We start from the raw sequence: 24,694 nt of genomic DNA, 5'->3' as shown, positions 1-24,694 counted from the left end.
GCGTCGAGGGTTTGCGGAGTCTGGCGCGGGCCCGCGCGGGCGGTACGATAGCGGCTGGTTTCCGGATCGACCTCCCGATGAAATTGCAGGTGCCGTTCATCCAGTTGCCCGTGCACTTCGACGCCGCCGCGCTGGCGGCCGAAATCGCCGCACTGGGCGAGGGGCCGTGGCGGCCGCACCCGCAGGGCTTTGCCGGCAATTCGATGCTGCCGCTGGTGTCCGCGCAGGGCGAGGCGGCCAACGAGGCGTTTTCCGGCCCCATGCGGCCGACGCCGGAACTGTTCCGCTGCCCGTATCTGACGCAGGTCTTCGCCAGCCTCGGCGCGACGGTGGGCCGCAGCCGGCTGATGCGCCTGTCAGGCCACGCCGAAGTCACGCGTCATGCCGACCAGGGCTATTACTGGACCGAGCGCGTGCGCGTGCACATTCCGATCGTCACCCAGCCGACCGTGCGTTTCGAGTGCGACAGCGCCGTGATCAACATGGCGCCGGGCGAATGCTGGATCTTCGACACCTGGCGCCAGCACCGCGTCCTCAACGATGCGGTGGAATCGCGCATCCACCTGGTCGTGGACACGGTCGGCGGCGGGCGTTTCTGGGACATGGTCAACCGTGGCCGTCCGCATGACGCGCCTACGGCGGGCTGGCAGGCCGTGCCGATCGCACCGAAGCCCGGCGAGGTCGCACCGTTCCCCTGCGAGCGCGTGAACGTGCCGGTGGTGATGAGCCCATGGGAACTCAACGATCATCTGGGCCTGCTGTTCGCCGATGCGGTGCCGCATCCGAGCCTGCCGCAGGTGCGGCAGATCGCGATGCGCTTCGCGCGTACGTGGCAGGGCTTGTGGTTCGAGTTCGGTGAACGCGAGGAAGGTCACGCGCGCTACGCGGCCGCGGTGCAGCGCCTCGTCGAGGACATCCGCGGCCCCAGCCAGCCGTTGATGCTGAAGAACGAACTGCGCTGGTTCAACGCGCTGATGACGATCGTGTGCAAGTTCGCGGTGACGGCAGGCGATGCGCAGTTGCCTGCGACGGCGCAGCGGCAGCGCGAGATGGGCGATAACGCGTAGGGGACATCTCCCGGAACGTCAGTCCAACGTCATCCCGAGGAACGGCCAGAGGTGGTGCCATGGTGTGAGCCAGGCATCATGAAGAAAAAGGCCGCCCGGAGGCGGCCTTCTTCATTCGCGAGGAGCCAGGCCGATCAGAACTTCGGCTTGTCTTCTTCCGCGTTGTAGCGGGCGATGGCGTCGTTGAGGATCGACTTGGCCTCGGCGGCGTTGCCCCAGCCTTCGATCTTCACCCACTTGCCCTTCTCCAGGTCCTTGTAGTGCTCGAAGAAGTGGCCGATGCGATCGAGCCAGTGCTGCGAGACCTGCGCGATGTCGGTGACGTGCGCGTAGCCGCCGAAGATCTTCGGCACGGGCACGGCGATCAGCTTCTCGTCGCTGCCGGCCTCATCGCTCATCTTCAGCACGCCCACCGGCACGCAGCGGATGACCGAGCCCGGCACCAGCGGCAGCGGCAGGATCACCAGCACGTCGGCCGGATCGCCATCGCCGCACAGCGTGTGCGGGACGTAGCCGTAGTTGCACGGGTAGCGCATGGGCGTGGACAGGATGCGGTCGACGAAGATCGCGCCCGAAGCCTTGTCGACTTCGTACTTGACCGGCTCGGCATCCTTGGGGATTTCGATGATGACGTTGATCTCATCCGGCGGGTTCTTGCCGGTGGGGACGAGGTCCAGACCCATGTGGTGCTCCAACTGCGTGGGGGCCGCGCCGGACGGCGGGCGGGGTTTTCGGGAATGCGGGCCGGCATTTTACGTGGATGACTGCTGCGGCGCAGCAGCCGGAGTGCCGCTCCTGGGCGGGCGCCGCGCCCCGTTCAGCCCCGAAAACGAAAACGGCGGCCCGCAGGCCGCCGTCCCGTGAACCCTGCGCGGGAGCCCTTAGAGCAGCGGCACCATCAGCAGCGCGACGATGTTGATGATCTTGATCAGCGGGTTGATCGCCGGGCCCGCGGTGTCCTTGTACGGGTCGCCCACGGTGTCCCCGGTCACCGCCGCCTTGTGCGCGTCGGAACCCTTGCCGCCGAAGTTGCCGTCCTCGATGTACTTCTTGGCGTTGTCCCAGGCGCCGCCGCCGGTGGTCATCGAGATGGCGACGAACAGGCCCGTGACGATCGTGCCGATCAGCAGGCCGCCCAGCGCCTTCGGGCCCAGCAGCAGGCCGACGATGATCGGCACCGCGACCGGCAGCAGCGACGGCACGATCATTTCCTTGATCGCCGACTTGGTCAGCATGTCCACGGCCTTGTCGTACTCCGGCTTGCCGGTGCCTTCCATGATTCCCGGGATCTGTCGGAACTGGCGACGCACTTCCTCCACCACCGCACCGGCCGCACGGCCCACGGCTTCCATCGCCATGGCGCCGAACAGGTACGGGATCAGGCCGCCGATCAGCAGGCCGATGATCACCGTGTGGTCCGACAGATCGAAGGTGAACACCTCGCCCGGATGGGCCGCCTGCAGGTTGTGCGTGTAGTCGGCGAACAGCACCAGTGCCGCCAGCGCCGCCGAACCGATCGCGTAACCCTTCGTCACCGCCTTGGTGGTGTTGCCCACGGCGTCGAGCGGATCGGTGACCGCGCGCACTTCCGGCGGAAGCTCCGCCATCTCGGCGATGCCGCCGGCGTTGTCGGTGATCGGGCCGTAGGCGTCGAGCGCGACGATCATGCCGGCCATCGACAGCATCGCCGTCGCGGCGATGGCGATGCCGTACAGGCCGCCCAGGTAGAACGCGAGCCAGATCGCCACGCACACCGAGATCACCGGCAGCGCGGTCGACTTCATCGACACGCCCAGGCCCGCGATGATGTTGGTGCCGTGGCCGGTGGTGGAGGCCGCGGCGACATGGCGCACCGGCTTGTACTGCGTGCCGGTGTAGTACTCGGTGATCCACACGATCGCGCCGGTCAGCACCAGCCCGATCAGCGCGCAGCCGTAGAGGTTCATCGCACCGTGGCTGTTGTCGCCCATCAGTTGCGTGGTGATCGGGTAGAACGCGATCGCGGCAAGCACCGCCGAGACGATCACGCCCTTGTACAGCGCGCCCATGATCGAGCCGCCGGCCTTCACCTTGACGAAGAACGCGCCGATGATCGAAGCGATGATCGACACGCCGCCCAACACCAGCGGGTAGAGCACGGCGTTGCGGCCGGCTTCGCTGGCCATCAGGCCGCCGAGCAGCATCGTCGCGATGACGGTCACCGCGTAGGTTTCGAACAGGTCCGCCGCCATGCCCGCGCAGTCGCCGACGTTGTCGCCGACGTTGTCGGCGATGACCGCCGGATTGCGCGGGTCGTCCTCGGGAATGCCGGCTTCGACCTTGCCGACCAGATCCGCGCCGACGTCGGCGCCCTTGGTGAAGATGCCGCCGCCCAGTCGCGCGAAGATGGAGATCAGCGACGAACCGAACGCCAGCCCGACCAGCGCGTGCAGCGTGTGCTCGACGTCGTAGCCCATGTAGCGCTGCAGCACGACGTAGTAACCAGCAACGCCGAGAAGGCCGAGGCCGACCACGAGCATGCCGGTGATCGCGCCGCCACGAAACGCGACGTCCATCGCCGGGCCAATGCCCCGGCGTGCGGCTTCGGCGGTGCGCACGTTGGCGCGTACCGAGACGTTCATGCCGATGTAGCCGGCGGCGCCGGACAGCACCGCGCCGATCAGGAAACCGATCGCCGAGGCCCACGTCAGGAAGAAGCCGATGAGCACGAACAGCACCACGCCTGCGATGGCGATGGTCGTGTACTGGCGATTGAGGTAAGCGCGCGCGCCTTCCTGGATCGCGCCGGCGATCTGTTGCATTCGTTCGTTGCCGGCGGGCTGCGCGCTGATCCAGCGCGCGGAGATGATCCCGTAAAGGATCGCGATGACGGCGCAGACCAGCGCCAAGGCCAAACCGTACTGCTCCAGCATGAACCCCTCCCCGTAGAAGTGGACACCAGGAATTTCGAGTTTTCGTAAACCTTTCGAGTTGTGGTGCTGCGCGGATCGTGGGGTGCCGCCGCAACGGCCCGACTATCGCACAGGCGCCGGGCCCGACGCACGCCGTAGACGCAGCATTCAGCGCATCCGTGCCAGCCTGCGGTCCCGGTCACGGAAAGGTCGTCCCGCTGCCATGCGCATGTCGCCCCTCCTTCTCCTGATGTTCACGGCACCGGCACTGGCGGCCGGTCCCGGTGCTGCGAAGCCCGAGATCTCGCGTGGTCCGGTGGCGCCGCAAGCCCAGAACGCCGTGCACACGCTGCGACAAATTCCTGAGGCCTGCGCGCGACTGGAAGGCATGTTCACCGGCCAGGCCGCCGAGCCGTACACCTTCGCCGTGGTGCGCATCAGCCCGCAGTGCCAGCCGCGCGCACGCTTCGTCGACGCGGCGAAAGCCAGGCCGGAGCAGAACGGCTGGGTCCTCAATGACGTGATCCGCGTGCCGAACGCGGCCTGCCCGTCGCAGCAGGCCGTCGTGCATGTGTGGCGCAAGCCGGTGGACAAGACGCCCAAGCTCGACGGCCAGGGGCAGGCGCGCATCTACCTCAAGGAACAGTCCGACAAGGCGAAGGCGGGGCAGCTCGACGCCGTGCCGATGTATGCCGCGCAGATGGACGTGGAAGGCACGTCCTGCGGCCGCTGATTTCCGTCACGGAGGCGACGAAGGGGGGCCGCATCCAGCCCCTTCGCGTGATCCGGCCCGCTTACTTGGCCGGCTTGAGCTTGCCCGCCATCGCCAGGAACGTGGCTTCGTCCGACGGCGACAGGTTGGGCCGGCCCGCGACGATGCCCATGCCGAGCGAACCGAGCACGTAGTAGGTTTCGCCGGCCTCGACTTCCATCGTCAGCACGTCCTTGGTCTCGCCGTGCACGTTGTACTCGTGCTTGCCGGGTTCGACGTGGGCGACGAAATACTTGCCGCTGCGCAGCTTGCCCAGTTCGGCCTCGCCTTCGCGCACCTTGAAGCCGATCGCGCCGCCGACGAACTTCGATTCGCGGAAGAACACGATTTGCGCCTTGTCCTGCGGAGCCGCGGTGATGAGCGTGTTGGCGGCGGGTGCGGTCACGACAGCGGTGGTGGCTTCACCATCCTTGGCGATGGCGAAGGCGGGTGCGACGAGCAAAGACAGGGCAAGGCTGCAGGACAGCATGGAACGCATTCGGTTTACTCCTTCAAAGTGAGGACGCGGGCTCGGCGTCATGGGGACTTGGGGCTTCGGGCGCCGGCGCGGTGGCGTCCGTGTGCGGAGGTGACGCGTAAGGGATGCGCGCGGGCGCAAGGTCCTGCGCGAGCTTTGCGAGCGCGCGCGTACCTACGGGGATCTCGATCTCCCCTCCGTGCACGAACAGTGCGAAGGGCCCGGCCACAAACGACGTGGCGAGCGATGCATTCATGTTGTCCTTACCGCGCGCCGCAAGCTTCATGGCACGCAGCGTGAGCGGGCCGTCGGGGAGTTCGAGGAACCGAGCCGCAAGCAGCAGTTCGCCGGGTTTGCCACCGCCACGAGAGGCTTGCGCGTGGACTACTTCACCAATGCCGGGTGTGCCGGCCGGCACGACCACTACGCCGTCGCGGATAAGGGGCTTGGCCAGGCGCAGCCGGAAGCGATAACCGTTCTTGTGGCTGGCCGAGCCGACAGGTTCCGCCAGTTCGAGCTCGACCTCCTGCCCCGCACACAGGGACGTGCACTCCGCCAATGGGGCATTCGCGAACTGCGCGGCAGGCGGTTCGATGATCGCGCCGCTCGTTGTTTGCGGTGCCGATTGCGCGAACGCCTGCCCGACGGCCAGGCTGGCCGCCAGCGCCCATCCATTCCAATTCATCCACTGTCCCTTGCGATCCGCGAGGCGCGACGGACGCTAGTGGAAAGGGGTTACTCCGCCAAGGGCGGCAATTTCTTGGGCACCAGCACGTTCTTCATCGCCACGTACTTCGGCAGCCCGTCGCGGCCGTAGGGCGGCGGCGCTTCGCCGCGGATCAGCGGTTCCAGGTAACGGCGCGCGGGCGGCGTGATGCCGTAGCCGTCCTTGCGGATGAAGTTCGCCGGCATCATTTTTTCGTGGTTGGCGATCTTCGACAGCGGCGCGGCTTCGATCTTCCAGCGATACGGCGAATCCGACGTGCGCACGATCACCGGCATCACCGAGTTCATGCCCTTCAACGCGAATTCCACCGCCTTGCGACCCACGGCCTGGGCCTGGTCGAGATCGGTCTTCGACGCAAGGTGCCGCGCGGAGCGTTGCAGGTAGTCGGGCAGGGCCCAGTGCACCTTGTAGCCGAGCGCGTCCTTCACGCGGCCGGCCAGGAACGAGGCGACACCGCCCAGCTGCGTGTGGCCGAACGAATCCTTGCCGCCACCTGCGTCGGCGACGAACTTGCCGTCCGGCGTCTGGATGCCTTCGCTGGCGACCACCACGCAATAGCCGACGCGTTCGACGGTGGCCTTCACCTTGGCGAAGAAGTCGGCTTCGTCGTAAGGGCGCTCGGGGAACAGGATCAGATGCGGCGCGGCGTCCTCGCCTTCGCCGGCCAGTCCCGCGGCGGCGGCGATCCATCCGGCGTGGCGGCCCATCGCCTCGTAGACGAACACCTTGGTGGACGTGTCGGCCATCGCCGCCACGTCGAGCGCGCACTCGCGTATCGACACGGCGGTGAACTTGGCCACCGAGCCGAAGCCCGGGCAGCAGTCGGTCACGGCCAGGTCGTTGTCCACCGTCTTGGGCACGCCGACGCAGGTCAGCGGGTAGTCGAACTCCGCCGCAAGCTGCGACACCTTCAGCGCCGTGTCGGCCGAATCATTGCCGCCGTTGTAGAGGAACCAGCGCACGTCATGGGCGCGGAAGACCTCCAGCAGTCGCTGGTAGCGGACGCGGTCCTGGTCGAGCGACTTCAGCTTCACCCGGCACGAACCGAATGCGCCGCCCGGCGTATGGGCGAGGCCGCGGATGGCGGCGGCGGACTCCTTCGAGGTGTCGACCAGTTCCTCCCGCAAGACCCCGAGGATGCCGTTTCGGCCGGCCAGCACGCGCACCTTGCGGGCGCGGGCGGTCTCGATGACGGCGGAGGCGGTGGCGTTGATGACGGCGGTGACGCCGCCCGACTGCGCATACAGCAGGGTTCCGGAGGCCATGTCCAATTCCAGTCGGAGATCGGGATAGGGAGCGGGATGCGGTAAAGTGGCCGCAATATTGGCCCGGCGGGGCCGGACGCTGCGAGTGTAGCGCCGCCTCGCGGGCGGGCGACGGGGCCATGCCAACGTCGTCGGCCCCCCTGAGGCCGAAGAATTTTCCCGTTCTAGGAGTGATGTTGATGCGATTGGTACTTCTGGGCGCGCCCGGCTCCGGCAAGGGCACGCAGGCCACGCGCCTCAAGGAGCATCTGCAGGTCCCCCACATCTCCACCGGCGACCTGCTGCGCGCCGAAGTGGCGGCGGGCAGCAAGCTGGGTCTTGAGGCGAAGGAGATCATGGCCTCGGGCAACCTCGTCAGCGACGAGATCCTGCTGGGCATGCTGGAGGACCGCCTCTCGCGTCCCGATACCCAGGGCGGTTTCATCCTCGATGGCTACCCGCGCAACCTGGCCCAGGCCGCTGCGCTGGACAAGCTGCTGGGCCGCATCGGCCAGCCGATGGACTACGCCGTGCAGCTGGAAGTGCCGACCGAGATGCTGGTCGAGCGCATCGCCGGCCGCGCCAAGGCCGAAGGCCGCGCGGACGACAGCCCGGAATCGGTGCGCACGCGCCTGACGGTCTACAACGACCAGACCGCGCCGGTGATCGACTTCTATCGCCAGCACGGCCAGCTGACCGTGGTGAACGGCGTGGGCTCGCTGGACGATGTGTTCAACCGCATCGTCGAGGCGTTGTCGCCGGCTAAAGAAGTCGGGTGAGGCAGGCCGCTCACGCGGCACTGCCGCGTGGCCTGCCGAACGACCGGCCATGGATGGCCGGGCCGGGCGACCCGAAGCCGATCGCGCTTCGCCATGGACGGCCGCAAACACCCATCTGATGCAGCATCCGGTCACTGCTGACGTTCAATAAAGCGAGCGTTGAGGAAGTCGCAATCTTGAAGATTCATATCCTGGGCATCGCCGGCACCTTCATGGGCGGCGTCGCCGCGCTCGCGCGCGAACTTGGTCATGACGTCGAAGGCAGCGACCAGGCGGTCTATCCGCCGATGTCGACGCAGCTGGAAAACCTCGGCATCGCGCTGCGCCAGGGGTACACGCCCGAGAACATCTCCGCCGACTGCGAACAGATCGTCGTCGGCAACGCGCTCTCGCGCGGCAATTCGGCGGTGGAGCAGGTGCTCGACGACGGTCGCCGTTACACCTCCGGCGCGCAGTGGCTCAGCGAGAACCTGCTGCCCGGACGCGACACGCTGGCCGTCGCCGGCACGCACGGCAAGACCACCACGACCACCATCCTCACCTACCTGCTGCAGGCGGCCGGGCGCGAGCCGGGCTTCCTGATCGGCGGCGTCGCCGAGGATTTCGGCGTTTCCGCGCGCATCGGCGCGGGGCGGGAGTTCGTGGTGGAGGCCGACGAATACGACACGGCGTTCTTCGACAAGCGCAGCAAGTTCGTCCATTACCGTCCGCTGGTCGCCATCCTCAACAATTTGGAATACGACCACGCCGACATCTTCCCGGACGTGTCCGCGATCCAGCGCCAGTTCCACCACCTCGTGCGCACGGTGCCGCGTCGTGGGCGCCTCATCGTCAACGGCGAGGACAAGCACCTGGCCGAGGTGCTGGCGATGGGTTGCTGGACGCCGGTGGAAACCTTTGGCCTCGACGCAAGCCTGCTGCCCGCGACGTCCGCCGGCGGCAGCCACGGCGACCGGGCCGACGAGCGCGCGACCGCGCGCGCCGCCTTCGACTGGACCGCGCGCCTGATCGCGCAGGACGGCAGCCATTTCGCGGTCGTGCACCGCGGCGTTGAAGTCGGCGAGGTGCGTTGGCCGTTGCTCGGCCGGCACAACGTGATGAACGCGCTCGCCGCGCTCGCCACGGCGAATGCGGTGGGCGTCGACGTGGCCGGCGTGCTGCCTTCGCTGGCGGACTTCCGCAGCGTGAAGCGCCGGCTGGAAGTGATCGGCCAGGCGCAGGGCGTGACGATCTATGACGACTTCGCCCACCACCCGACGGCCATCGCGACCACGCTCGCGGGCCTGCGTGCGAAGGTCGGCGGTGCGCGGATCGTGGTAGCGATGGAACCGCGCAGCAACTCGATGCGCCTGGGTGCGCATTCCGATGCGCTGGCGCCGTCGCTCGACCTCGCCGATACCGTGGTGTTCCTGCATCGGCCGGAACTCGCATGGGACGCCGGCAAGGTGGTCGGCGCGCTGCGGGGCGAGGGCGTGGCCGTGCCGGACGCCGACGCGCTCATCGCCGCGCTGCGTGAACGCGTGCGTGACGGCGACCACGTGGTGTTCATGTCCAACGGCGGTTTCGACGGTGCACCGCGGCGTTTCCTCGCGGTGCTGCGCGAGTCCTGAGGCGCGGCGCGCCTTCGCGCCACCGGCACCCGATCGGCCCTAAACTGCCGTCGATGCCTGCAGACGACACCGCACCGCAAACCCTGGGGCTGTTCCCGCTGCATACCGTGCTGGTGCCCGGCGCGGCGCTGGGTTTGCGCGTGTTCGAACCGCGCTACCTCGACCTGATCCGCGATTGCAGCCGCAACGGCAAGGGCTTCGGCGTGTGCCTGATCATCGACGGCGAGGAAGCCGGTGCGCCGGCCAGCGCGGCGGCGTACGGCACCGAGGCGGTGATCGAGGATTTCGGCCGTGGCGACGACGGGCTGCTCACCCTGCAGGTGCGCGGCAAGCGGCGGTTCCACGCGCAGAGCGTGCGCGTGCGCGACAACGGCCTCCAGGTGGCGCAGGTGAGCTGGTGCGATCCCGATCCGGACGATCCGCTGCGCCCGGAGCACGGTCTGCTCGGCAAGCTGCTGGAGCAGATCGTGGAGCAGATCGGCGGCGAGCACGCCGGCGCGCCGAAGGCGCACTTCGACGATGCGGCCTGGGTCGGCTGGCGGCTGGCGGAACTGCTGCCGCTGGAGAACGCGCAGCGGCAGGTGCTGCTGCAGACCGAGGATCCGCACGCGCGACTGGATCGGCTGCTGGCCCTACTTCCCTGACGTTCCGCCGGCGTTCGTGGTGCGCACGCGCAGCACGGGCGTGTCGCCGTGCGGATGCGGGGCTTCGACGGTGTCCAGGTCCTTCAGCGCCTCGCGCACCAGCGCGTGCGCGCGGCCGTCGTCGATGGCCGGCAACCACAGCGAAGCGGCGGCCAGCGGCTTGTTCAGGCGCAGCGTCTGGCTGGTGCCGAGCCACAACGGCGTGCCGTCGTCCAGCAGCACCGGCGCGTGCCACAGGCGCAGGACGAACTGCTCGTCCTCGCTGGCGCCGTCGTGCAGCATCAGCAGCGATTCGGCCTGCGCATCGAGCGTGGCCGGCAGCACGGCCTGATCGTGCGGCGAGGCGTCGTCATCGAGCAGCCCCAGCGTCGCGACCCAGTCCGCCTGCGGCTGCACATGCCAGCCGTGCGCTTCCAGCCGTTGCTGCAGCGGCTCCAGCGGGCCGGCGACCTGAAGGTCGAGCGGCCAGCGGCGGCGCTGGTCGCGTTCGTTGCGCTGGGCGGGAAGCTCGCTCCAGCCGTCGCGCCACCACGCTTCATGGCTCATCACCGAGGTCGGCGTCGCCGCGGCGAAGCGCGCCAGCAGCGTGTCCGCTGTGCGCGGTGCGTGCCAGAGCGCGGCGATCGCGAAGGTGCCGTAGAACAGCCACGCCAGCGGTCGCATCCAGAACGAACGCTGGACGTGGCGCCGGTACGCGATGCCCAGTGCGAGCAGCCACAGCACGCCGAAGAGCGTCCCGCCGACCAGGTCGCTGGGCCAGTGCGCGCCCAGGTACAGGCGCGCGAAGCCGACCAGCGTGGTCACCACGCCCGCCAGCAGGTACGGCCACACGCGTGTACGGCCCGGCAACTCGCGTGCGATGAGCACGGCGAAGAAGCCGAACACGATGGTGCACATCGTCACCGCCACCGACGGGAAGCCGAACCCCGCCGGCGCCGTCGGCGGACGCGGCATGTCGATGGCCGCTTCGAGCAGGGAGGTCAGCGCCAGTCCGAACACGATCGCGGCGGCGAAATGCGCCGCGGCCATCCAACGCTTGCGCCACGCCAGATACGCCAGCGCCACCAGCGCCGCGGGACCCAGCACCGAGGCATCGCCGATGCACGCCAGCGCGGCCATGAGCCGGTCCGCCAGCGGATTGCGCAGGCTCCACATGAACTCGTGGATGGTGTGGTCCAGCGCGAGCGGTCCGCCGCTGGCGAGCAACGTCGCCAGCAGCGTGAACCACGCCCAGCTGATCGCCAGCAGGCACACGGCCAGCATCAGCAACGACGGCGATTCTGGCCGGTTCGGGTCGATCAGCGCCGCCGCGTACGGCCCCAGGCGCGGGTGCTGGCGGGTCCAGCGAAGTGCGCGGGCGAGCAGGGTGTCGGCGTGGTCGGCGAACCAGCGCCAGGTGTAGAGCACCACGGCCCACACCAGCGCGACCGCGACCGCCAGCGCACCCAGCACCAGTGCGAGTCGGTCGGCCACGGCGGCGACCGCGTCGTACGAACGCCCCAGCACCCAGCCCGGCGCGAGGAACAGCAGCGCCCAGGCGATGCAGGCCAGCAGGCTCGGCAACGCATAGCGACGCAGGGGCATGTGCAGCATGCCCGCGATCGCGGGCACGAACGGACGCACGGCGCCGACGAAGCGGGCGATGAAGATGCTCTTCGTCCCGTGCCGGCGGAACATCGACTCGCCGCGGTCCAGCCATTGCGGGTAGCGCGAGAACGGCCAGCGACTTCGCAGCTGCACGCCCCAGCGCTGGCCGACCCAGTAGCTCAAGCCGTCGCCGAGGAAGGCGCCGAGTGAGGCACACACCAATGCGTAAGGGCCGCTTATGTGTCCCAGCCCCACCAATGCACCCACCGCGAACAGCAGCGGCAGCGCCGGCACCACGATGCCCAGGAGCACCACGGCATCGCAGAAGGCGATAAGGAAGATGGCGGCGCCGGCGGCGACGGGGTTTTCCGCGATCCATGCGGTCGCGCTTTCGATCCAGGCCGGTTCCATCAGCCGATTATAGGCAGCGCGTCCATGACGGCGCGATGGCTGGAGCGGCCCGTGACCATCGGCACGCCCGCGACGCGGCCATCCGCGTGGCGCGCACGTACACTGGCGTGATGCCCGATCGCACCGACACCATCGAAGTCCAGGCACTGAAGGCCGACAGCTTCGGCCGCATTGCCCTGATGCAGGACGGACGCGGCCTGTTCGTGCGTCGCGATCTGGGCCACGTGCCGATGTGGTTGCGCGTGCCCGCGTGGTGGTTGGCGCGTCGTGAAGCGCGCGCGCTGGAACGGGCGGAGGGTTTGCCGGACATGCCGCAGTTGCTGCGCTGGGACGGACGATGCCTGGATCGCAGCTACCTCGACGGTGCCGCGATGTACCAGCGCCCGCCGCGCGACGATCTGGCCTATTTCCGCCAGGCCCGGCGCCTGCTGCAACAACTGCACCGCCGCGGGCTGGCGCATAACGACCTGGCGAAGGAGGCCAACTGGCTGGTCCTGGCCGACGGACGCCCGGGCCTCATCGACTTCCAGCTCGCCACGCGCGGCGATCCGCGCTCGCGCTGGATGCGGCTGCTGGCGCGCGAGGATCTGCGCCATCTGCTCAAGCACAAACGCACCTATTGCCCGCAGGCGCTGACGCCGGTGGAACGACGCGTGCTCAAGCGCCATTCGTGGCTGCGCGAGGCGTGGTTCGCCACGGGAAAGCCGGTCTACCGGTTCGTAACGCGGCGCCTGCTGAAATGGGAAGACAACGAGGGCCAGGGGCCCAAGCCCTGATGGGCACGACTCGACGGAGCGTGCCCCCGCGGCGCGACCCCCGGGAACCAATAAGGAGAACGCGCCATGCGCACCCTGTCCGGAAAGACGCTTTTCATCACCGGCGCCTCGCGCGGGATCGGCCGCGCCATCGCGTTGCGAGCCGCACGCGACGGCGCCAATGTCGCCATCGTCGCCAAGTCGGCGGTGCCCAACCCCAAGCTGCCCGGCACGATCCACACCGTCGCGGAGGAAGTCCAGGCCGCCGGCGGCAAGGCCCTCGCGCTGAAGTGCGACATACGCGAGGAAGAAGAGGTGCAGGCGGCGGTCGCCGCGACGGTCGACGCGTTCGGCGGCATCGACATCCTCGTGAACAACGCGAGCGCGATCTGGCTCCGGGGCACGCTCGACACGCCGATGAAGCGCTATGACCTGATGCAGGACGTCAACGCGCGCGGCACGTTCCTGTGCTCGCAGGCGTGCCTGCCGCATCTGCTCAAGGCGCCGTCGCCGCACATTCTCTCGCTCGCCCCGCCGCTCAACCTGGATCCGAAATGGTGGGCGCCGCACACCGCCTACACGCTGGCGAAGATGGGCATGAGCTTCGTCACGCTGGGGCTGGCGGCGGAGTTCGGACCGCAGGGCGTGGCCGTCAACGCGCTGTGGCCGCGCACCGTGATCGCCACCGATGCGATCAACATGATCCCCGGCGTGCGCACCGAGCTGTGCCGCACGCCGGACATCGTCGCAGACGCGGCGCAGATCGTGCTGTCGCGTCCGGCGCGGGATTACTTCGGCCACTTCCTGATCGACGACGACGTGCTGTTCGCCGCCGGCGTCACCGACTTCAACCAGTACGCCGTCGATCCCACCGCCGAGCGCCTGCTTCCGGACCTGTTCCTCACCGAGTCGCAACTGGCGCGCAAGCCGCGCTGAGCCCGGTTGTCCTCAACCGGTCGCCGACGGAAGCGACCGGCCGCAGTGCCGGCAGAAGTGGGCGGCCGGATCGTGGCCTTCCAGTCCGCAGCCCTTGCAAGCGCGGCGGTCCAGATGAAGGGTGTCCTGACTGGCTTCGCGCAGGCTGGTGGCGAGCTCGGCGGTGTAGATGCCGGTCGGCACGGCGATGATGCTGTAGCCGATCAGGATCAGCAGCGAGGTGATGAAGCGCCCCAGCGTGGTCTGCGGCGCGATGTCGCCGAAGCCCACCGTCGCCATCGTCACCACCGCCCAGTACATGCTGGTGGGAATGCTGGCGAATCCGTGTTCCGGGCCCTCGACCACGTACATCAGCGCGCCGAAGATCACCGTGATGGTGATGACCGCGCACACGAACACGAAGATCTTGCGCCGGCTGCGCCACAGCGCGCCCATCAGCACGCCACCTTCTTCCACGTAATGGGTGAGCTTGAGGATGCGGAACAGCCGCAGCATGCGCAGGATGCGCAGCGCGAGCAGGCTCTGGCTGCCGGGCAGGACGAGCGAGAGGTAGGTAGGCAGGATCGAGAGCAGGTCGACCAGGCCCCACAGGCTAAGCGCGTAGCGCCATGGTTTGCGCACCACCGCAAGGCGCAGCGCGTATTCCACGGTGAACAGGATCGTGAATCCCCACTCCAGCAGGTAGAGCAGGTTCGCGTGGCGGGCGTGGATGCGCGCCACGCTGTCCAGCATGATCACGATCACGCTGGCGACGATCGCCACGATCAGCATCAGGTCGAAGTTGCGCGAGCGCTGCGTGTCGTGGCGGAAGACGATGTCGTACCAGCGCCGCCGCCAGCCGGTGTCGCGTGCGGGTTTCAGGTCCGGATCGATCAGCTGCGTCGGCATGGCGGCCTCCAGCGGGCGATTGTGCGAAGCCGGGCGTGGACGCCGTGGCAATCTTCATATTGCCCGTTCCGGCCAGGGGCCCCGCGCTCGCCGCGATCGGCGACAATGTCGCCCCCACGCCTTTCCGATCCGACCCGATGAGCGCTTCCTCCACCGACCTTTTCTCGCTGTCCGAACGCTATTACCTGCCGGTCTACCGGCCGCGCCGGATCGTCCTGGACCACGGTCTGGGCGCGCGCGTGTGGGACCGTGACGGTCGCGAGTACGTCGATTTCGGCGCCGGCATCGCGGTGAACGCGCTCGGCCACGCGCATCCGGCGCTGATCGCCGCGCTGACCGAACAGGCCGGCAAGCTCTGGCACACCAGCAACGTCTTCGTCAGCGAACCGCCGCTGCGCCTGGCCGAGGAGCTGGTCACCGCTTCGCGCTTCGCCCAGCGCGTGTTTTTCTGCAATTCCGGCGCGGAGGCCAACGAAGCGGCGATCAAGCTGGCGCGCAAGTGGGCCACATCGAAGGGCCGCGCGCCCGCACAGCGCGGCATCCTCACCTTCCGCGGCAGCTTCCACGGCCGCACGCTGGCCGCCGTGACCGCGGGCGCGCAGCCGAAGTACCACGAAGGTTTCGAGCCGCTGCCGCCGGGCTTCGTCTACAGCGATTTCAACGACCTCGCCGCCGCCGAAGCCGCGATGGCGTCCGGCGATGTCTGCGCCGTGCTCGTCGAGCCGGTACAGGGCGAGGGCGGCGTGACGCCGGCGACGTCGGAGTTCCTGCTCGGCCTGCGCGCGCTGTGCGACCGCCATGGCGCTCTGCTGTTGTTCGACGAGATCCAGTGCGGCATGGGCCGCATGGGCCACCTGTTCGCCGCGCACGCCTACGGTGTGACACCCGACGTGGTGACGCTGGCGAAGGCGCTGGGCAGCGGGTTCCCGATCGGCGCGATGCTGGTGGGCGAGAAGGCCGCCGAAACCATGCAGTTCGGTGCGCACGGCACGACGTTCGGCGGCAATCCGCTGGCGGCGGCGGTCGCGCGAGCGGCGCTGCGCGAGATTTCATCGCCGCAACTGCTTGCCAATGTCGAGCGTCAGTCGCTCGCGATCCGCGATGCGCTCGCCGCGATCGACGCGGAGCTGGGCCTGTTCTCCGAGGTCCGTGGAAACGGCCTGATGCTCGGCGCGCAGCTGCGCGAGGCGCATGCGGGCAAGGCGGGCGAGATCCTCGACATCTGCGTCGATCATGGCCTGTTGCTGCTGCAGGCTGGACCGGATGTGCTGCGCTTCGTTCCGGCGTTGAACATCAGCGACGAAGACGTGGCCGACGGCCTGGCGCGCCTGCAAGCCGCGCTGCGCGCGTTCGCGAAGCGCTAAATCTCGCGCGATGACCGCAAAAAACGCGGACGGGCCCGGCCTCGTCCGCGTTTCTTTTTTGGCGGAAGTAAACGGATTACGCGCCCGCGAGTTCCTTGAACGATTCGCGCGCCGCGTTCACGGTGTGCGCAATTTCCGCCTCGCCGTGGGCGCTGGAAACGAAACCGGCCTCGAACGCCGACGGTGCCAGATACACGCCACGGCCCAGCATCGCGTGGAAGAAACGGTTGAAGCGCGCGGTGTCGGAGGCTTTTGCGTCCTCGAACGTCTCCACCGGACCCTCGCGGAAATACAGGCCGAACATGCCCGGCGCGCGCGTGGTGGTGAAGGAGATGCCGGCGTCGCGCGCGGCGGCTTCCAGGCCGTCACACAGCACGTTGGTGCGTCGCTCCAGTTCGGTGTGGAAACCCGGCACCTGGATCAGCTCCAGCGTCGCCAGGCCCGCGGCCATCGCCACCGGATTGCCGCTGAGCGTGCCGGCCTGGTAGATCGGGCCGCTCGGCGCGACCTGTTCCATGAGATCGCGACGTCCACCGTAAGCGCCCACCGGCATGCCGCCGCCGATGATCTTGCCGAACGTCGACAGGTCCGGCGTGATGCCGTAACGCTCCTGCGCGCCGCCCAGTGCGACGCGGAAGCCGGTCATCACCTCGTCGAAGATCAGCAGCGCGCCGTGCTTCGAGCACAGTTCGCGCAGATGCTGCAGATAGCCGTCGCGCGGCAGGATGCAATTGGCGTTGCCGACGATCGGTTCGATGATCAGGCCGGCGATGTCGCCACCGACTTCGTCGAAGAGCTTGGTCGCGGCGTCGAAATCGTTGTACGCAATGGTGAGCGTGAGGTCGGCCAGCGCCGACGGAACGCCCGGCGAATTCGGCAGGCCCAGCGTCATCACGCCGCTGCCGGCCTTTACCAGGAAGCTGTCACCGTGGCCGTGGTAGCAACCTTCGAACTTCACGATCCGGCTGCGGCCGGTGGCGCCGCGTGCGACGCGGATCGCTGACAACGTGGCCTCGGTGCCCGAGTTCACCATGCGAACCATTTCGCAGCTCGGCACGATCTTCGTGATGCGTTCGGCCATCGTCACTTCCAGCGCATTGGGCACACCGAAACTGAGGCCGTTGCGCATGGTTTCGGCCACGGCGGCGAGCACGTCCGGATGCGCATGGCCGGCGATCATCGGGCCCCATGAGCCGACGTAGTCGACGTAGCGATTGCCGTCCACGTCGACGATGTACGCGCCTTCCGCGCTCTGCGCGAAGAACGGTTCGCCGCCGACCGACTTGAATGCGCGTACGGGCGAATTTACGCCGCCGGGAATGAGCTCCCGGGCGCGGGAAAACAGGGCGTGCGAGCGTTCGTGGTTCATGGCGTGTCCGTGGAAAGGGGGGAATCGAAACAGCCGCGGTAGGCGCGCGCGGCGGCGGCCGGATCGGCGGCGTCGAAGACACCGGAAATCACGGCCAGAAGGTCGGCGCCTGCATCAACCAGCGGGCGCGCATTGTCCGGGGTGATGCCGCCGATCGCCACTCTGGGAAGGCCCAGCGGCGCGGCATCGCGCAGCAGGTCCAGCGTCGCCCGTCGCGCGTTGGGTTTGGTCGGCGAAGGGAAGAAGGCGCCGAACGCGATGTAGCTGGCGCCTGCGTCCGCGGCGCGTCGGGCCAGCGAAAGGTCGTCGTAGCACGAGGCGCCGAGAATCGCGCCTTCCGGAAGGGTCGCGCGGGCGCTTGCCAGCTCGCCGTCGTCTTCGCCCAGATGGGCCCCGTCTGCCCCGATTGCGGCGGCCAGGCGCCAGTCGTCGTTGACGATGAGCGGCACCTCGAAGCGGCGGCACAGCGCGAGCAGGCGGCGCGCCTGGTCTTCGCGAAGGGCGTCGTCGGCGGCCTTGTTGCGGTATTGCAGCCACGTGGCGCCGGCCTGGAGGACCGTCTCAACCCGGGCCAGCAGGCGGAGTGTGTCGCCGTCGTCCGGCGTGATGGCATAGAGGCCGCGCGGCGGCCGGGGCGAATTCATTCGGGAAGCTTCCGTGTGCGCGGACGCGGTGGGACAATGAGCGTTCCGCAATTCCCGCATTATCCGCCCATGTCCGAGACCGCCGCGACCACCACTTTCCGCACCTGGATGTGCGTCGTCTGCGGCTTCATCTACGACGAGGCCCTGGGGCTGCCGGAAGAGGGCATCGCCCCCGGTACCCGCTGGGAGGACGTGCCGGACACCTGGACCTGCCCGGACTGCGGCGTCACCAAGGACGATTTCGAGATGATGCCGCTCTGAGCGGCGAGGCGCGGCTCAGGGCTGCGCCAGCCCCGGTCCGAAGGTCAGCTCCACGCCGTCCTTGAGCCCCAGCCGTGCCGCCTGGCCGGCGTTGAGTTCCAGCACATACCGCGCCGGCGCGTTGCTGGGGTAGGGCGGACAGCCGTCTCCGAGCGAGCACGGCGGCACATCGCGCTGCTGCGATACCAGCTTCCGCGCCGAATCGAAGTAGAGGATGTCCAGCGGGATCTTCGTGTTCTTCATCCAGTAGGCGAGCGGCTCCTGGCGCTCGTGGATGAAGAGCATCCCGCGGTCGGCAGCCATTTCATCCCGGAACATCAGGCCGCGTGCCCGCTCGGCGTCGTCATCGGCCACTTCCACCGTGTAGCGCTGGCCGTTCAGTTCGACCCAATGGTCGGTACTGCTCGCGCAGCCCGAAAGGGCCAGGCCGCAGCAGGCAAGCAGGAGGCGGAAGGCGGGCATGCGAGGCTCCGGAATGGGCGTGGAAGTGTGAGCGCGAACATCCGGCAGCGCCTTCGGCGAGTCAATAGATCCGACATCGCTCGACCCCCTTCCCAAACTCCGAATGCATGTGCACAATGCGCGCCCCGCCAAGGTGAACTTCACTGAAGCGGGGCGCGGTTGAAGCGGTGGTTTCGAAGGGCGGTTGACGAACTTCGAAGGTGCTGTAAGATGCGCGGCCCGGTCGCCCGGGGCGGTCCGAAAGGACGAGCTGAATGGCGGCGGGGGCGGTCAAAAAGATTTCGACACGGTGTTGACGGAATCGAAATTGACTGTATAGTAGTCGGCTCCCTCGGGCACTTTGGTGCGACGGGGCGAGAAAAGGGAAAGGCGCTGAGGCCGGCCCCGAGATCTTTGACAGTGTGCGCAGGTGACTTGTGCGGGCGTCTGGCTAGTGGATGGTTGTCCACAGCAGATGTCCTGTAACAAGCATTAATGATTCAAAGCATGCAAATGCAAGCGAGTAATTGATGCCTGGAACGGGCTCTGCACTCAAGATATTGGATCTTCGGATCCTGCAATTTTAAGTGAAGAGTTTGATCCTGGCTCAGAGTGAACGCTGGCGGCAGGCCTAACACATGCAAGTCGAACGGCAGCACAGCAGTAGCAATACTGTGGGTGGCGAGTGGCGGACGGGTGAGGAATGCATCGGAATCTGCCTATTTGTGGGGGATAACGTAGGGAAACTTACGCTAATACCGCATACGTCCTACGGGAGAAAGTGGGGGACCTTCGGGCCTCACGCAGATAGATGAGCCGATGCCGGATTAGCTAGTTGGCGGGGTAAAGGCCCACCAAGGCGACGATCCGTAGCTGGTCTGAGAGGATGATCAGCCACACTGGAACTGAGACACGGTCCAGACTCCTACGGGAGGCAGCAGTGGGGAATATTGGACAATGGGCGCAAGCCTGATCCAGCCATGCCGCGTGTGTGAAGAAGGCCTTCGGGTTGTAAAGCACTTTTGTCCGGAAAGAAAAGCATTCGGTTAATAACCGGGTGTCATGACGGTACCGGAAGAATAAGCACCGGCTAACTTCGTGCCAGCAGCCGCGGTAATACGAAGGGTGCAAGCGTTACTCGGAATTACTGGGCGTAAAGCGTGCGTAGGTGGTTTGTTAAGTCTGATGTGAAAGCCCTGGGCTCAACCTGGGAACTGCATTGGAAACTGGCTTACTAGAGTGCGGTAGAGGGGTGTGGAATTCCCGGTGTAGCAGTGAAATGCGTAGATATCGGGAGGAACATCTGTGGCGAAGGCGACACCCTGGACCAGCACTGACACTGAGGCACGAAAGCGTGGGGAGCAAACAGGATTAGATACCCTGGTAGTCCACGCCCTAAACGATGCGAACTGGATGTTGGGGGCAACTTGGCCCTCAGTATCGAAGCTAACGCGTTAAGTTCGCCGCCTGGGAAGTACGGTCGCAAGACTGAAACTCAAAGGAATTGACGGGGGCCCGCACAAGCGGTGGAGTATGTGGTTTAATTCGATGCAACGCGAAGAACCTTACCTGGCCTTGACATGCACGGAACTTTCCAGAGATGGATTGGTGCCTTCGGGAACCGTGACACAGGTGCTGCATGGCTGTCGTCAGCTCGTGTCGTGAGATGTTGGGTTAAGTCCCGCAACGAGCGCAACCCTTGTCCTTAGTTGCCAGCACGTAATGGTGGGAACTCTAAGGAGACCGCCGGTGACAAACCGGAGGAAGGTGGGGATGACGTCAAGTCATCATGGCCCTTACGGCCAGGGCTACACACGTACTACAATGGTAGGGACAGAGGGCTGCAAACCCGCGAGGGCAAGCCAATCCCAGAAACCCTATCTCAGTCCGGATTGGAGTCTGCAACTCGACTCCATGAAGTCGGAATCGCTAGTAATCGCAGATCAGCATTGCTGCGGTGAATACGTTCCCGGGCCTTGTACACACCGCCCGTCACACCATGGGAGTTTGTTGCACCAGAAGCAGGTAGCTTAACCTTCGGGAGGGCGCTTGCCACGGTGTGGCCGATGACTGGGGTGAAGTCGTAACAAGGTAGCCGTATCGGAAGGTGCGGCTGGATCACCTCCTTTAGAGACTAAAGACAGCAAATTGCTGGCCGGACGTCCGCACAAGTGACCTGCATCTAGTTCCGGGAGCTCCCAAGGGGGAGATCCGCGGGAGCGTCCCGTTCGATTGTTTGAACATGGGGCTTTAGCTCAGCTGGGAGAGCACCTGCTTTGCAAGCAGGGGGTCGTCGGTTCGATCCCGACAAGCTCCACCAAACCAGCCGTGCACGACTTTTGGGTCTGTAGCTCAGGTGGTTAGAGCGCACCCCTGATAAGGGTGAGGCCGGTGGTTCGAGTCCTCCCAGACCCACCACCCCGAACGAAACTAGATTGCGCACACATCAAGAATTGAAGCGGTTCGGCGTTGAGGCCGGATCGCGTTCTTTGAAAACTGGGAAAGTAGCGAGCGTTTTGAGACGAATGTCCATGACGTGTCGTAGAGGCTAAGGCGAGTGTCTTCGGACACTTTATTAATTGAGTCGTTATATTCGAGTTCGGGCTTTGTACCCCCGAACCCATGACTCCGAGGCGACTTGGGGTTATATGGTCAAGCGAATAAGCGCACACGGTGGATGCCTTGGCGGTCAGAGGCGATGAAGGACGTGGCAGCCTGCGAAAAGTGCGGGGGAGCTGGCAACAAGCATTGATCCCGCAATGTCCGAATGGGGAAACCCACCTAGCAATAGGTATCCTGCAGTGAATACATAGCTGCTGGAAGCGAACCCGGAGAACTGAAATATCTAAGTACCCGGAGGAAAAGAAATCAACCGAGATTCCCTAAGTAGTGACGAGCGAACGGGGACTAGCCCTTAAGTCGAATGAGTTTTAGCAAAACAACCTGGAAAGGTTGGCCATAGACGGTGACAGCCCGGTATGCGAAAGGGCTCATTCGATGAAATCGAGTAAGGCGGGGCACGAGAAACCCTGTCTGAACATGGGGGGACCATCCTCCAAGGCTAAATACTCCTGACCGACCGATAGTGAACCAGTACCGTGAGGGAAAGGCGAAAAGAACCCCGGAGAGGGGAGTGAAATAGACCCTGAAACCGTGTGCGTACAAGCAGTCGGAGCCCGCAAGGGTGACGGCGTACCTTTTGTATAATGGGTCAGCGACTTACTGTTCGTGGCGAGCTTAACCGTATAGGGGAGGCGAAGGGAAACCGAGTCTGATAAGGGCGCATAGTCGCGGGCAGTAGACCCGAAACCGGGTGATCTAGTCATGCCCAGGGTGAAGGTTGAGTAACATCAACTGGAGGCCCGAACCCACTCCCGTTGCAAAGGTAGGGGATGAGGTGTGATTAGGAGTGAAAAGCTAATCGAACCCGGAGATAGCTGGTTCTCCTCGAAAGCTATTTAGGTAGCGCCTCATGTGAATCTTCCTGGGGGTAGAGCACTGTTATGGCTAGGGGGTCATTGCGACTTACCAAACCATGGCAAACTCCGAATACCAGGACAGAATGCATGGGAGACACACGGCGGGTGCTAACGTCCGTCGTGAAAAGGGAAACAACCCAGACCCACAGCTAAGGTCCCAAATTTCGTGCTAAGTGGAAAACGATGTGGAAAGGCACAGACAGCCAGGAGGTTGGCTTAGAAGCAGCCACCCTTTAAAGAAAGCGTAATAGCTCACTGGTCGAGTCGGTCTGCGCGGAAGATTTAACGGGGCTAAGCACGAAACCGAAGCTTGGGGTGCACAACTTGTTGTGCGCGGTAGAGGAGCGTTCCGTAAGCCTGCGAAGGTGGATTGAGAAGTCCGCTGGAGGTATCGGAAGTGCGAATGCTGACATGAGTAACGATAATGCGGGTGAAAAGCCCGCACGCCGAAAGCCCAAGGTTTCCTTGCGCAACGTTAATCGACGCAGGGTGAGTCGGCCCCTAAGGCGAGGCAGAAATGCGTAGTCGATGGGAAGCTGGTTAATATTCCAGCACCTCGCGTAAGTGCGATGGAGGGACGGAGAAGGTTAGGCAGGCCGGGCGTTGGTTGTCCCGGTGAGAGAGTTGAGGCGGTCCCCTTAGGCAAATCCGGGGGGGCAACGTTGAGACTAAGGACGAGTCCATTAGGACTGAGCTGCCGATATCACGCTTCCAGGAAAAGCTCCTAAGCTTCAGCTTACGCAGACCGTACCGTAAACCGACACAGGTGGGCAGGATGAGAATTCTCAGGCGCTTGAGAGAACTCGGGTGAAGGAACTAGGCAAAATAGCACCGTAACTTCGGGAGAAGGTGCGCCCTTTTTGGTTCATAGCTGAGAAGGGCCGCAGTGACCAGGCCGCTGCGACTGTTTATCAAAAACACAGCACTCTGCAAACACGAAAGTGGACGTATAGGGTGTGACGCCTGCCCGGTGCCGGAAGGTTAATTGATGGGGTCAGCCGCAAGGCGAAGCTCTTGATCGAAGCCCCGGTAAACGGCGGCCGTAACTATAACGGTCCTAAGGTAGCGAAATTCCTTGTCGGGTAAGTTCCGACCTGCACGAATGGCGTAACGACAGCGGCGCTGTCTCCACCCGAGACTCAGTGAAATTGAAATCGCTGTGAAGATGCAGCGTTCCCGCGGCAAGACGGAAAGACCCCGTGAACCTTTACTATAGCTTTACACTGAACGTTGAGTTCTTCTGTGTAGGATAGGTGGGAGCCTATGAAACCGAGGCGCTAGCTTCGGCGGAGGCAACCTTGAAATACCACCCTGAAGTGCTTGACGTTCTAACCTGGGTCCGTAATCCGGATCGGGGACCGTGTATGGTGGGTAGTTTGACTGGGGCGGTCTCCTCCCAAAGTGTAACGGAGGAGCACGAAGGTACGCTCAGCGCGGTCGGACATCGCGCACTGTGTGCAAAGGCATAAGCGTGCTTGACTGCAAGATCGACGGATCAAGCAGGTACGAAAGTAGGTCTTAGTGATCCGGTGGTTCTGTATGGAAGGGCCATCGCTCAACGGATAAAAGGTACTCCGGGGATAACAGGCTGATACCGCCCAAGAGTTCATATCGACGGCGGTGTTTGGCACCTCGATGTCGGCTCATCACATCCTGGGGCTGTAGTCGGTCCCAAGGGTATGGCTGTTCGCCATTTAAAGTGGTACGCGAGCTGGGTTCAGAACGTCGTGAGACAGTTCGGTCCCTATCTGTCGTGGGCGTTGGAGATTTGAGAGGGGCTGCTCCTAGTACGAGAGGACCGGAGTGGACGAACCTCTGGTGTTCCGGTTGTCACGCCAGTGGCACTGCCGGGTAGCTATGTTCGGAAGCGATAACCGCTGAAAGCATCTAAGCGGGAAGCGCGCCTCAAGATGAGATCTCCCGGGAGCTTGACTCCCCTAAAGGAACCATCAAGACCAGGTGGTTGATAGGCAGGGTGTGTAAGTGCAGCAATGCATTGAGCTAACCTGTACTAATGATCCGTGTGGCTTGACCATATAACCTCAAGTGGCCTTGGACTCGACGATACGTCGGACGTTCGGCTCACTCGCTACTTATCCCAACCTATCCGCCGAAGACGGGCAACCGTCCGAAGCAACCCTACGAGAGCGTGTGCGCGACTCAATCCACCGAGATCCGCGACCCTCCACCCTCTCCCTGGTGACAATAGCTGTGTGGTCCCACCCGATCCCTTTCCGAACTCGGAAGTGAAACGCACATGCGCCGATGGTAGTGTGGCTTAAGCCATGCAAGAGTAGGTCATCGCCAGGGGCTTTACCCCAGAAGGCCGGTCCAACAGGACCGGCCTTCTTCTTTTTGCGCGGGCGAA

Annotated in this window: 19 protein-coding genes, 2 tRNA genes and 3 rRNA genes; 14 read left to right on the top strand and 10 right to left on the bottom strand. The window is 65.3% G+C overall.

From position 1 onward, the window contains the following. Window positions 1-77: 77 nt before the first annotated feature. On the top strand, window positions 78-1,067 hold the full coding sequence (locus AAFF32_RS00120) for an aspartyl/asparaginyl beta-hydroxylase domain-containing protein (RefSeq protein WP_216966075.1): 990 nt from the start codon (window positions 78-80) through the stop codon (window positions 1,065-1,067). Between the two features lie 134 nt (window positions 1,068-1,201). Here AAFF32_RS00120 and ppa read toward each other — a convergent pair whose 3' ends face one another. Together ppa and AAFF32_RS00110 are read right to left on the bottom strand one after the other, a co-directional pair. Then, the gene (ppa, locus tag AAFF32_RS00115) at window positions 1,202-1,750 is read right to left on the bottom strand and encodes an inorganic diphosphatase (RefSeq protein ID WP_216966077.1); all 549 of its coding nucleotides are present in this window, start codon (window positions 1,748-1,750) and stop codon (window positions 1,202-1,204) included. Between the two features lie 198 nt (window positions 1,751-1,948). Further along, window positions 1,949-3,979, bottom strand: coding sequence for a sodium-translocating pyrophosphatase (locus AAFF32_RS00110; RefSeq protein ID WP_342316088.1), 2,031 nt, complete (start codon window positions 3,977-3,979; stop codon window positions 1,949-1,951). Between the two features lie 202 nt (window positions 3,980-4,181). Between AAFF32_RS00110 and AAFF32_RS00105 the strand changes: the two genes are divergently transcribed. Beyond that, window positions 4,182-4,691, top strand: a complete 510-nt coding sequence (locus AAFF32_RS00105; protein ID WP_216966081.1) for a hypothetical protein — start codon at window positions 4,182-4,184, stop codon at window positions 4,689-4,691. 61 nt (window positions 4,692-4,752) lie between these two features. Here the strand turns inward: AAFF32_RS00105 and AAFF32_RS00100 are convergent, their stop codons facing one another. Genes AAFF32_RS00100 through AAFF32_RS00090 form a run of 3 tightly spaced genes read right to left on the bottom strand, consistent with a single transcriptional unit; the run spans window position 4,753 to window position 7,179 of the window. Continuing rightward, entirely contained in the window at window positions 4,753-5,208 is a 456-nt protein-coding gene (locus tag AAFF32_RS00100; RefSeq protein ID WP_342316087.1) for a DUF2846 domain-containing protein, read from the bottom strand. Window positions 5,209-5,221: 13 nt separating this feature from the next. Continuing rightward, window positions 5,222-5,872 (bottom strand): hypothetical protein, encoded by a 651-nt coding sequence (locus AAFF32_RS00095; protein WP_342316086.1) that lies wholly within the window; start codon window positions 5,870-5,872, stop codon window positions 5,222-5,224. A 50-nt stretch (window positions 5,873-5,922) separates the two neighbouring features. Then, window positions 5,923-7,179, bottom strand: a complete 1,257-nt coding sequence (locus AAFF32_RS00090; protein ID WP_342316085.1) for a 6-phosphofructokinase — start codon at window positions 7,177-7,179, stop codon at window positions 5,923-5,925. 179 nt (window positions 7,180-7,358) lie between these two features. Here AAFF32_RS00090 and AAFF32_RS00085 point away from each other — a divergent pair, with 179 nt between their 5' ends. From AAFF32_RS00085 to AAFF32_RS00075, 3 genes are all read left to right on the top strand, one after another. Next, window positions 7,359-7,937 (top strand): adenylate kinase, encoded by a 579-nt coding sequence (locus AAFF32_RS00085; protein ID WP_216966089.1) that lies wholly within the window; start codon window positions 7,359-7,361, stop codon window positions 7,935-7,937. Between the two features lie 173 nt (window positions 7,938-8,110). After that, window positions 8,111-9,547, top strand: coding sequence for a UDP-N-acetylmuramate:L-alanyl-gamma-D-glutamyl-meso-diaminopimelate ligase (gene mpl / locus AAFF32_RS00080; protein WP_342317186.1), 1,437 nt, complete (start codon window positions 8,111-8,113; stop codon window positions 9,545-9,547). A gap of 53 nt (window positions 9,548-9,600) precedes the next feature. Further along, entirely contained in the window at window positions 9,601-10,191 is a 591-nt protein-coding gene (locus tag AAFF32_RS00075; protein WP_216966091.1) for an LON peptidase substrate-binding domain-containing protein, read from the top strand. On the opposite strand, the gene AAFF32_RS00070 is transcribed toward AAFF32_RS00075, so the two are convergent. Then, window positions 10,180-12,189, bottom strand: coding sequence for a VTT domain-containing protein (locus AAFF32_RS00070; RefSeq protein WP_342316084.1), 2,010 nt, complete (start codon window positions 12,187-12,189; stop codon window positions 10,180-10,182). The genes AAFF32_RS00075 and AAFF32_RS00070 overlap by 12 nt on opposite strands. Window positions 12,190-12,299: 110 nt before the next feature. On the opposite strand from AAFF32_RS00070, the gene AAFF32_RS00065 reads away from it, so the two are divergent. Continuing rightward, window positions 12,300-12,965: a serine/threonine protein kinase gene (locus AAFF32_RS00065; protein ID WP_216966095.1), complete on the top strand. Its 666-nt coding sequence runs from the start codon at window positions 12,300-12,302 to the stop codon at window positions 12,963-12,965. Between the two features lie 66 nt (window positions 12,966-13,031). Continuing rightward, the gene (locus AAFF32_RS00060) at window positions 13,032-13,880 is read left to right on the top strand and encodes an NAD(P)-dependent oxidoreductase (RefSeq protein ID WP_216966097.1); all 849 of its coding nucleotides are present in this window, start codon (window positions 13,032-13,034) and stop codon (window positions 13,878-13,880) included. Window positions 13,881-13,892: 12 nt separating this feature from the next. On the opposite strand, the gene AAFF32_RS00055 is transcribed toward AAFF32_RS00060, so the two are convergent. Continuing rightward, window positions 13,893-14,768 (bottom strand): ion transporter, encoded by an 876-nt coding sequence (locus AAFF32_RS00055; RefSeq protein ID WP_342316082.1) that lies wholly within the window; start codon window positions 14,766-14,768, stop codon window positions 13,893-13,895. A gap of 137 nt (window positions 14,769-14,905) precedes the next feature. On the opposite strand from AAFF32_RS00055, the gene AAFF32_RS00050 reads away from it, so the two are divergent. Beyond that, entirely contained in the window at window positions 14,906-16,132 is a 1,227-nt protein-coding gene (locus AAFF32_RS00050) for an acetylornithine/succinyldiaminopimelate transaminase (RefSeq protein ID WP_342316081.1), read from the top strand. Window positions 16,133-16,208: 76 nt separating this feature from the next. Here AAFF32_RS00050 and hemL read toward each other — a convergent pair whose 3' ends face one another. Both hemL and thiE read right to left on the bottom strand, forming a co-directional pair. Continuing rightward, entirely contained in the window at window positions 16,209-17,501 is a 1,293-nt protein-coding gene (gene hemL, locus AAFF32_RS00045) for a glutamate-1-semialdehyde 2,1-aminomutase (protein ID WP_342316080.1), read from the bottom strand. Continuing rightward, window positions 17,498-18,145 (bottom strand): thiamine phosphate synthase, encoded by a 648-nt coding sequence (gene thiE, locus AAFF32_RS00040; protein WP_216966104.1) that lies wholly within the window; start codon window positions 18,143-18,145, stop codon window positions 17,498-17,500. Before thiE ends, hemL begins: the two co-directional genes overlap by 4 nt. 36 nt (window positions 18,146-18,181) lie before the next feature. Here thiE and AAFF32_RS00035 point away from each other — a divergent pair, with 36 nt between their 5' ends. After that, the gene (locus AAFF32_RS00035; protein WP_254200968.1) at window positions 18,182-18,406 is read left to right on the top strand and encodes a rubredoxin; all 225 of its coding nucleotides are present in this window, start codon (window positions 18,182-18,184) and stop codon (window positions 18,404-18,406) included. Between the two features lie 15 nt (window positions 18,407-18,421). Here AAFF32_RS00035 and AAFF32_RS00030 read toward each other — a convergent pair whose 3' ends face one another. Continuing rightward, window positions 18,422-18,868 (bottom strand): DUF192 domain-containing protein, encoded by a 447-nt coding sequence (locus tag AAFF32_RS00030; protein WP_342316079.1) that lies wholly within the window; start codon window positions 18,866-18,868, stop codon window positions 18,422-18,424. 563 nt (window positions 18,869-19,431) lie between these two features. Between AAFF32_RS00030 and AAFF32_RS00025 the strand changes: the two genes are divergently transcribed. From AAFF32_RS00025 to rrf, 5 genes are all read left to right on the top strand, one after another. Next, window positions 19,432-20,976 (top strand): 16S ribosomal RNA (locus tag AAFF32_RS00025). A gap of 115 nt (window positions 20,977-21,091) precedes the next feature. Continuing rightward, window positions 21,092-21,167 (top strand) — tRNA-Ala (locus AAFF32_RS00020). Window positions 21,168-21,188: 21 nt separating this feature from the next. Next, window positions 21,189-21,265: transfer RNA gene (locus tag AAFF32_RS00015), tRNA-Ile, on the top strand. A gap of 232 nt (window positions 21,266-21,497) precedes the next feature. Then, a 23S ribosomal RNA gene (locus tag AAFF32_RS00010) occupies window positions 21,498-24,362 on the top strand. Between the two features lie 159 nt (window positions 24,363-24,521). Continuing rightward, a 5S ribosomal RNA gene (gene rrf / locus AAFF32_RS00005) occupies window positions 24,522-24,636 on the top strand. Together the 16S, 23S and 5S rRNA genes with 2 tRNA genes alongside form the textbook arrangement of a ribosomal RNA operon. Window positions 24,637-24,694 lie beyond the last annotated feature (58 nt).

The organism is Lysobacter sp. FW306-1B-D06B, from assembly GCF_038446665.1.
In the GTDB taxonomy this organism is placed as follows: domain Bacteria; phylum Pseudomonadota; class Gammaproteobacteria; order Xanthomonadales; family Xanthomonadaceae; genus Lysobacter_J.
This window is presented reverse-complemented; position numbering and strand designations above follow the sequence as displayed.

What these genes read in the sequence shown, in the direction of transcription:
- AAFF32_RS00120 (WP_216966075.1), top strand. Translation starts at nt 78, where the DNA reads ATGAAATTGCAGGTGCCGTTCATCCAGTTGCCCGTGCACTTCGACGCC.
- ppa (WP_216966077.1), bottom strand. Translation starts at nt 1,750, where the DNA reads ATGGGTCTGGACCTCGTCCCCACCGGCAAGAACCCGCCGGATGAGATC.
- AAFF32_RS00110 (WP_342316088.1), bottom strand. Translation starts at nt 3,979, where the DNA reads ATGCTGGAGCAGTACGGTTTGGCCTTGGCGCTGGTCTGCGCCGTCATC.
- AAFF32_RS00105 (WP_216966081.1), top strand. Translation starts at nt 4,182, where the DNA reads ATGCGCATGTCGCCCCTCCTTCTCCTGATGTTCACGGCACCGGCACTG.
- AAFF32_RS00100 (WP_342316087.1), bottom strand. Translation starts at nt 5,208, where the DNA reads ATGCGTTCCATGCTGTCCTGCAGCCTTGCCCTGTCTTTGCTCGTCGCA.
- AAFF32_RS00095 (WP_342316086.1), bottom strand. Translation starts at nt 5,872, where the DNA reads ATGAATTGGAATGGATGGGCGCTGGCGGCCAGCCTGGCCGTCGGGCAG.
- AAFF32_RS00090 (WP_342316085.1), bottom strand. Translation starts at nt 7,179, where the DNA reads ATGGCCTCCGGAACCCTGCTGTATGCGCAGTCGGGCGGCGTCACCGCC.
- AAFF32_RS00085 (WP_216966089.1), top strand. Translation starts at nt 7,359, where the DNA reads ATGCGATTGGTACTTCTGGGCGCGCCCGGCTCCGGCAAGGGCACGCAG.
- AAFF32_RS00075 (WP_216966091.1), top strand. Translation starts at nt 9,601, where the DNA reads ATGCCTGCAGACGACACCGCACCGCAAACCCTGGGGCTGTTCCCGCTG.
- AAFF32_RS00070 (WP_342316084.1), bottom strand. Translation starts at nt 12,189, where the DNA reads ATGGAACCGGCCTGGATCGAAAGCGCGACCGCATGGATCGCGGAAAAC.
- AAFF32_RS00065 (WP_216966095.1), top strand. Translation starts at nt 12,300, where the DNA reads ATGCCCGATCGCACCGACACCATCGAAGTCCAGGCACTGAAGGCCGAC.
- AAFF32_RS00060 (WP_216966097.1), top strand. Translation starts at nt 13,032, where the DNA reads ATGCGCACCCTGTCCGGAAAGACGCTTTTCATCACCGGCGCCTCGCGC.
- AAFF32_RS00055 (WP_342316082.1), bottom strand. Translation starts at nt 14,768, where the DNA reads ATGCCGACGCAGCTGATCGATCCGGACCTGAAACCCGCACGCGACACC.
- AAFF32_RS00050 (WP_342316081.1), top strand. Translation starts at nt 14,906, where the DNA reads ATGAGCGCTTCCTCCACCGACCTTTTCTCGCTGTCCGAACGCTATTAC.
- hemL (WP_342316080.1), bottom strand. Translation starts at nt 17,501, where the DNA reads ATGAACCACGAACGCTCGCACGCCCTGTTTTCCCGCGCCCGGGAGCTC.
- thiE (WP_216966104.1), bottom strand. Translation starts at nt 18,145, where the DNA reads ATGAATTCGCCCCGGCCGCCGCGCGGCCTCTATGCCATCACGCCGGAC.
- AAFF32_RS00035 (WP_254200968.1), top strand. Translation starts at nt 18,182, where the DNA reads ATGAGCGTTCCGCAATTCCCGCATTATCCGCCCATGTCCGAGACCGCC.
- AAFF32_RS00030 (WP_342316079.1), bottom strand. Translation starts at nt 18,868, where the DNA reads ATGCCCGCCTTCCGCCTCCTGCTTGCCTGCTGCGGCCTGGCCCTTTCG.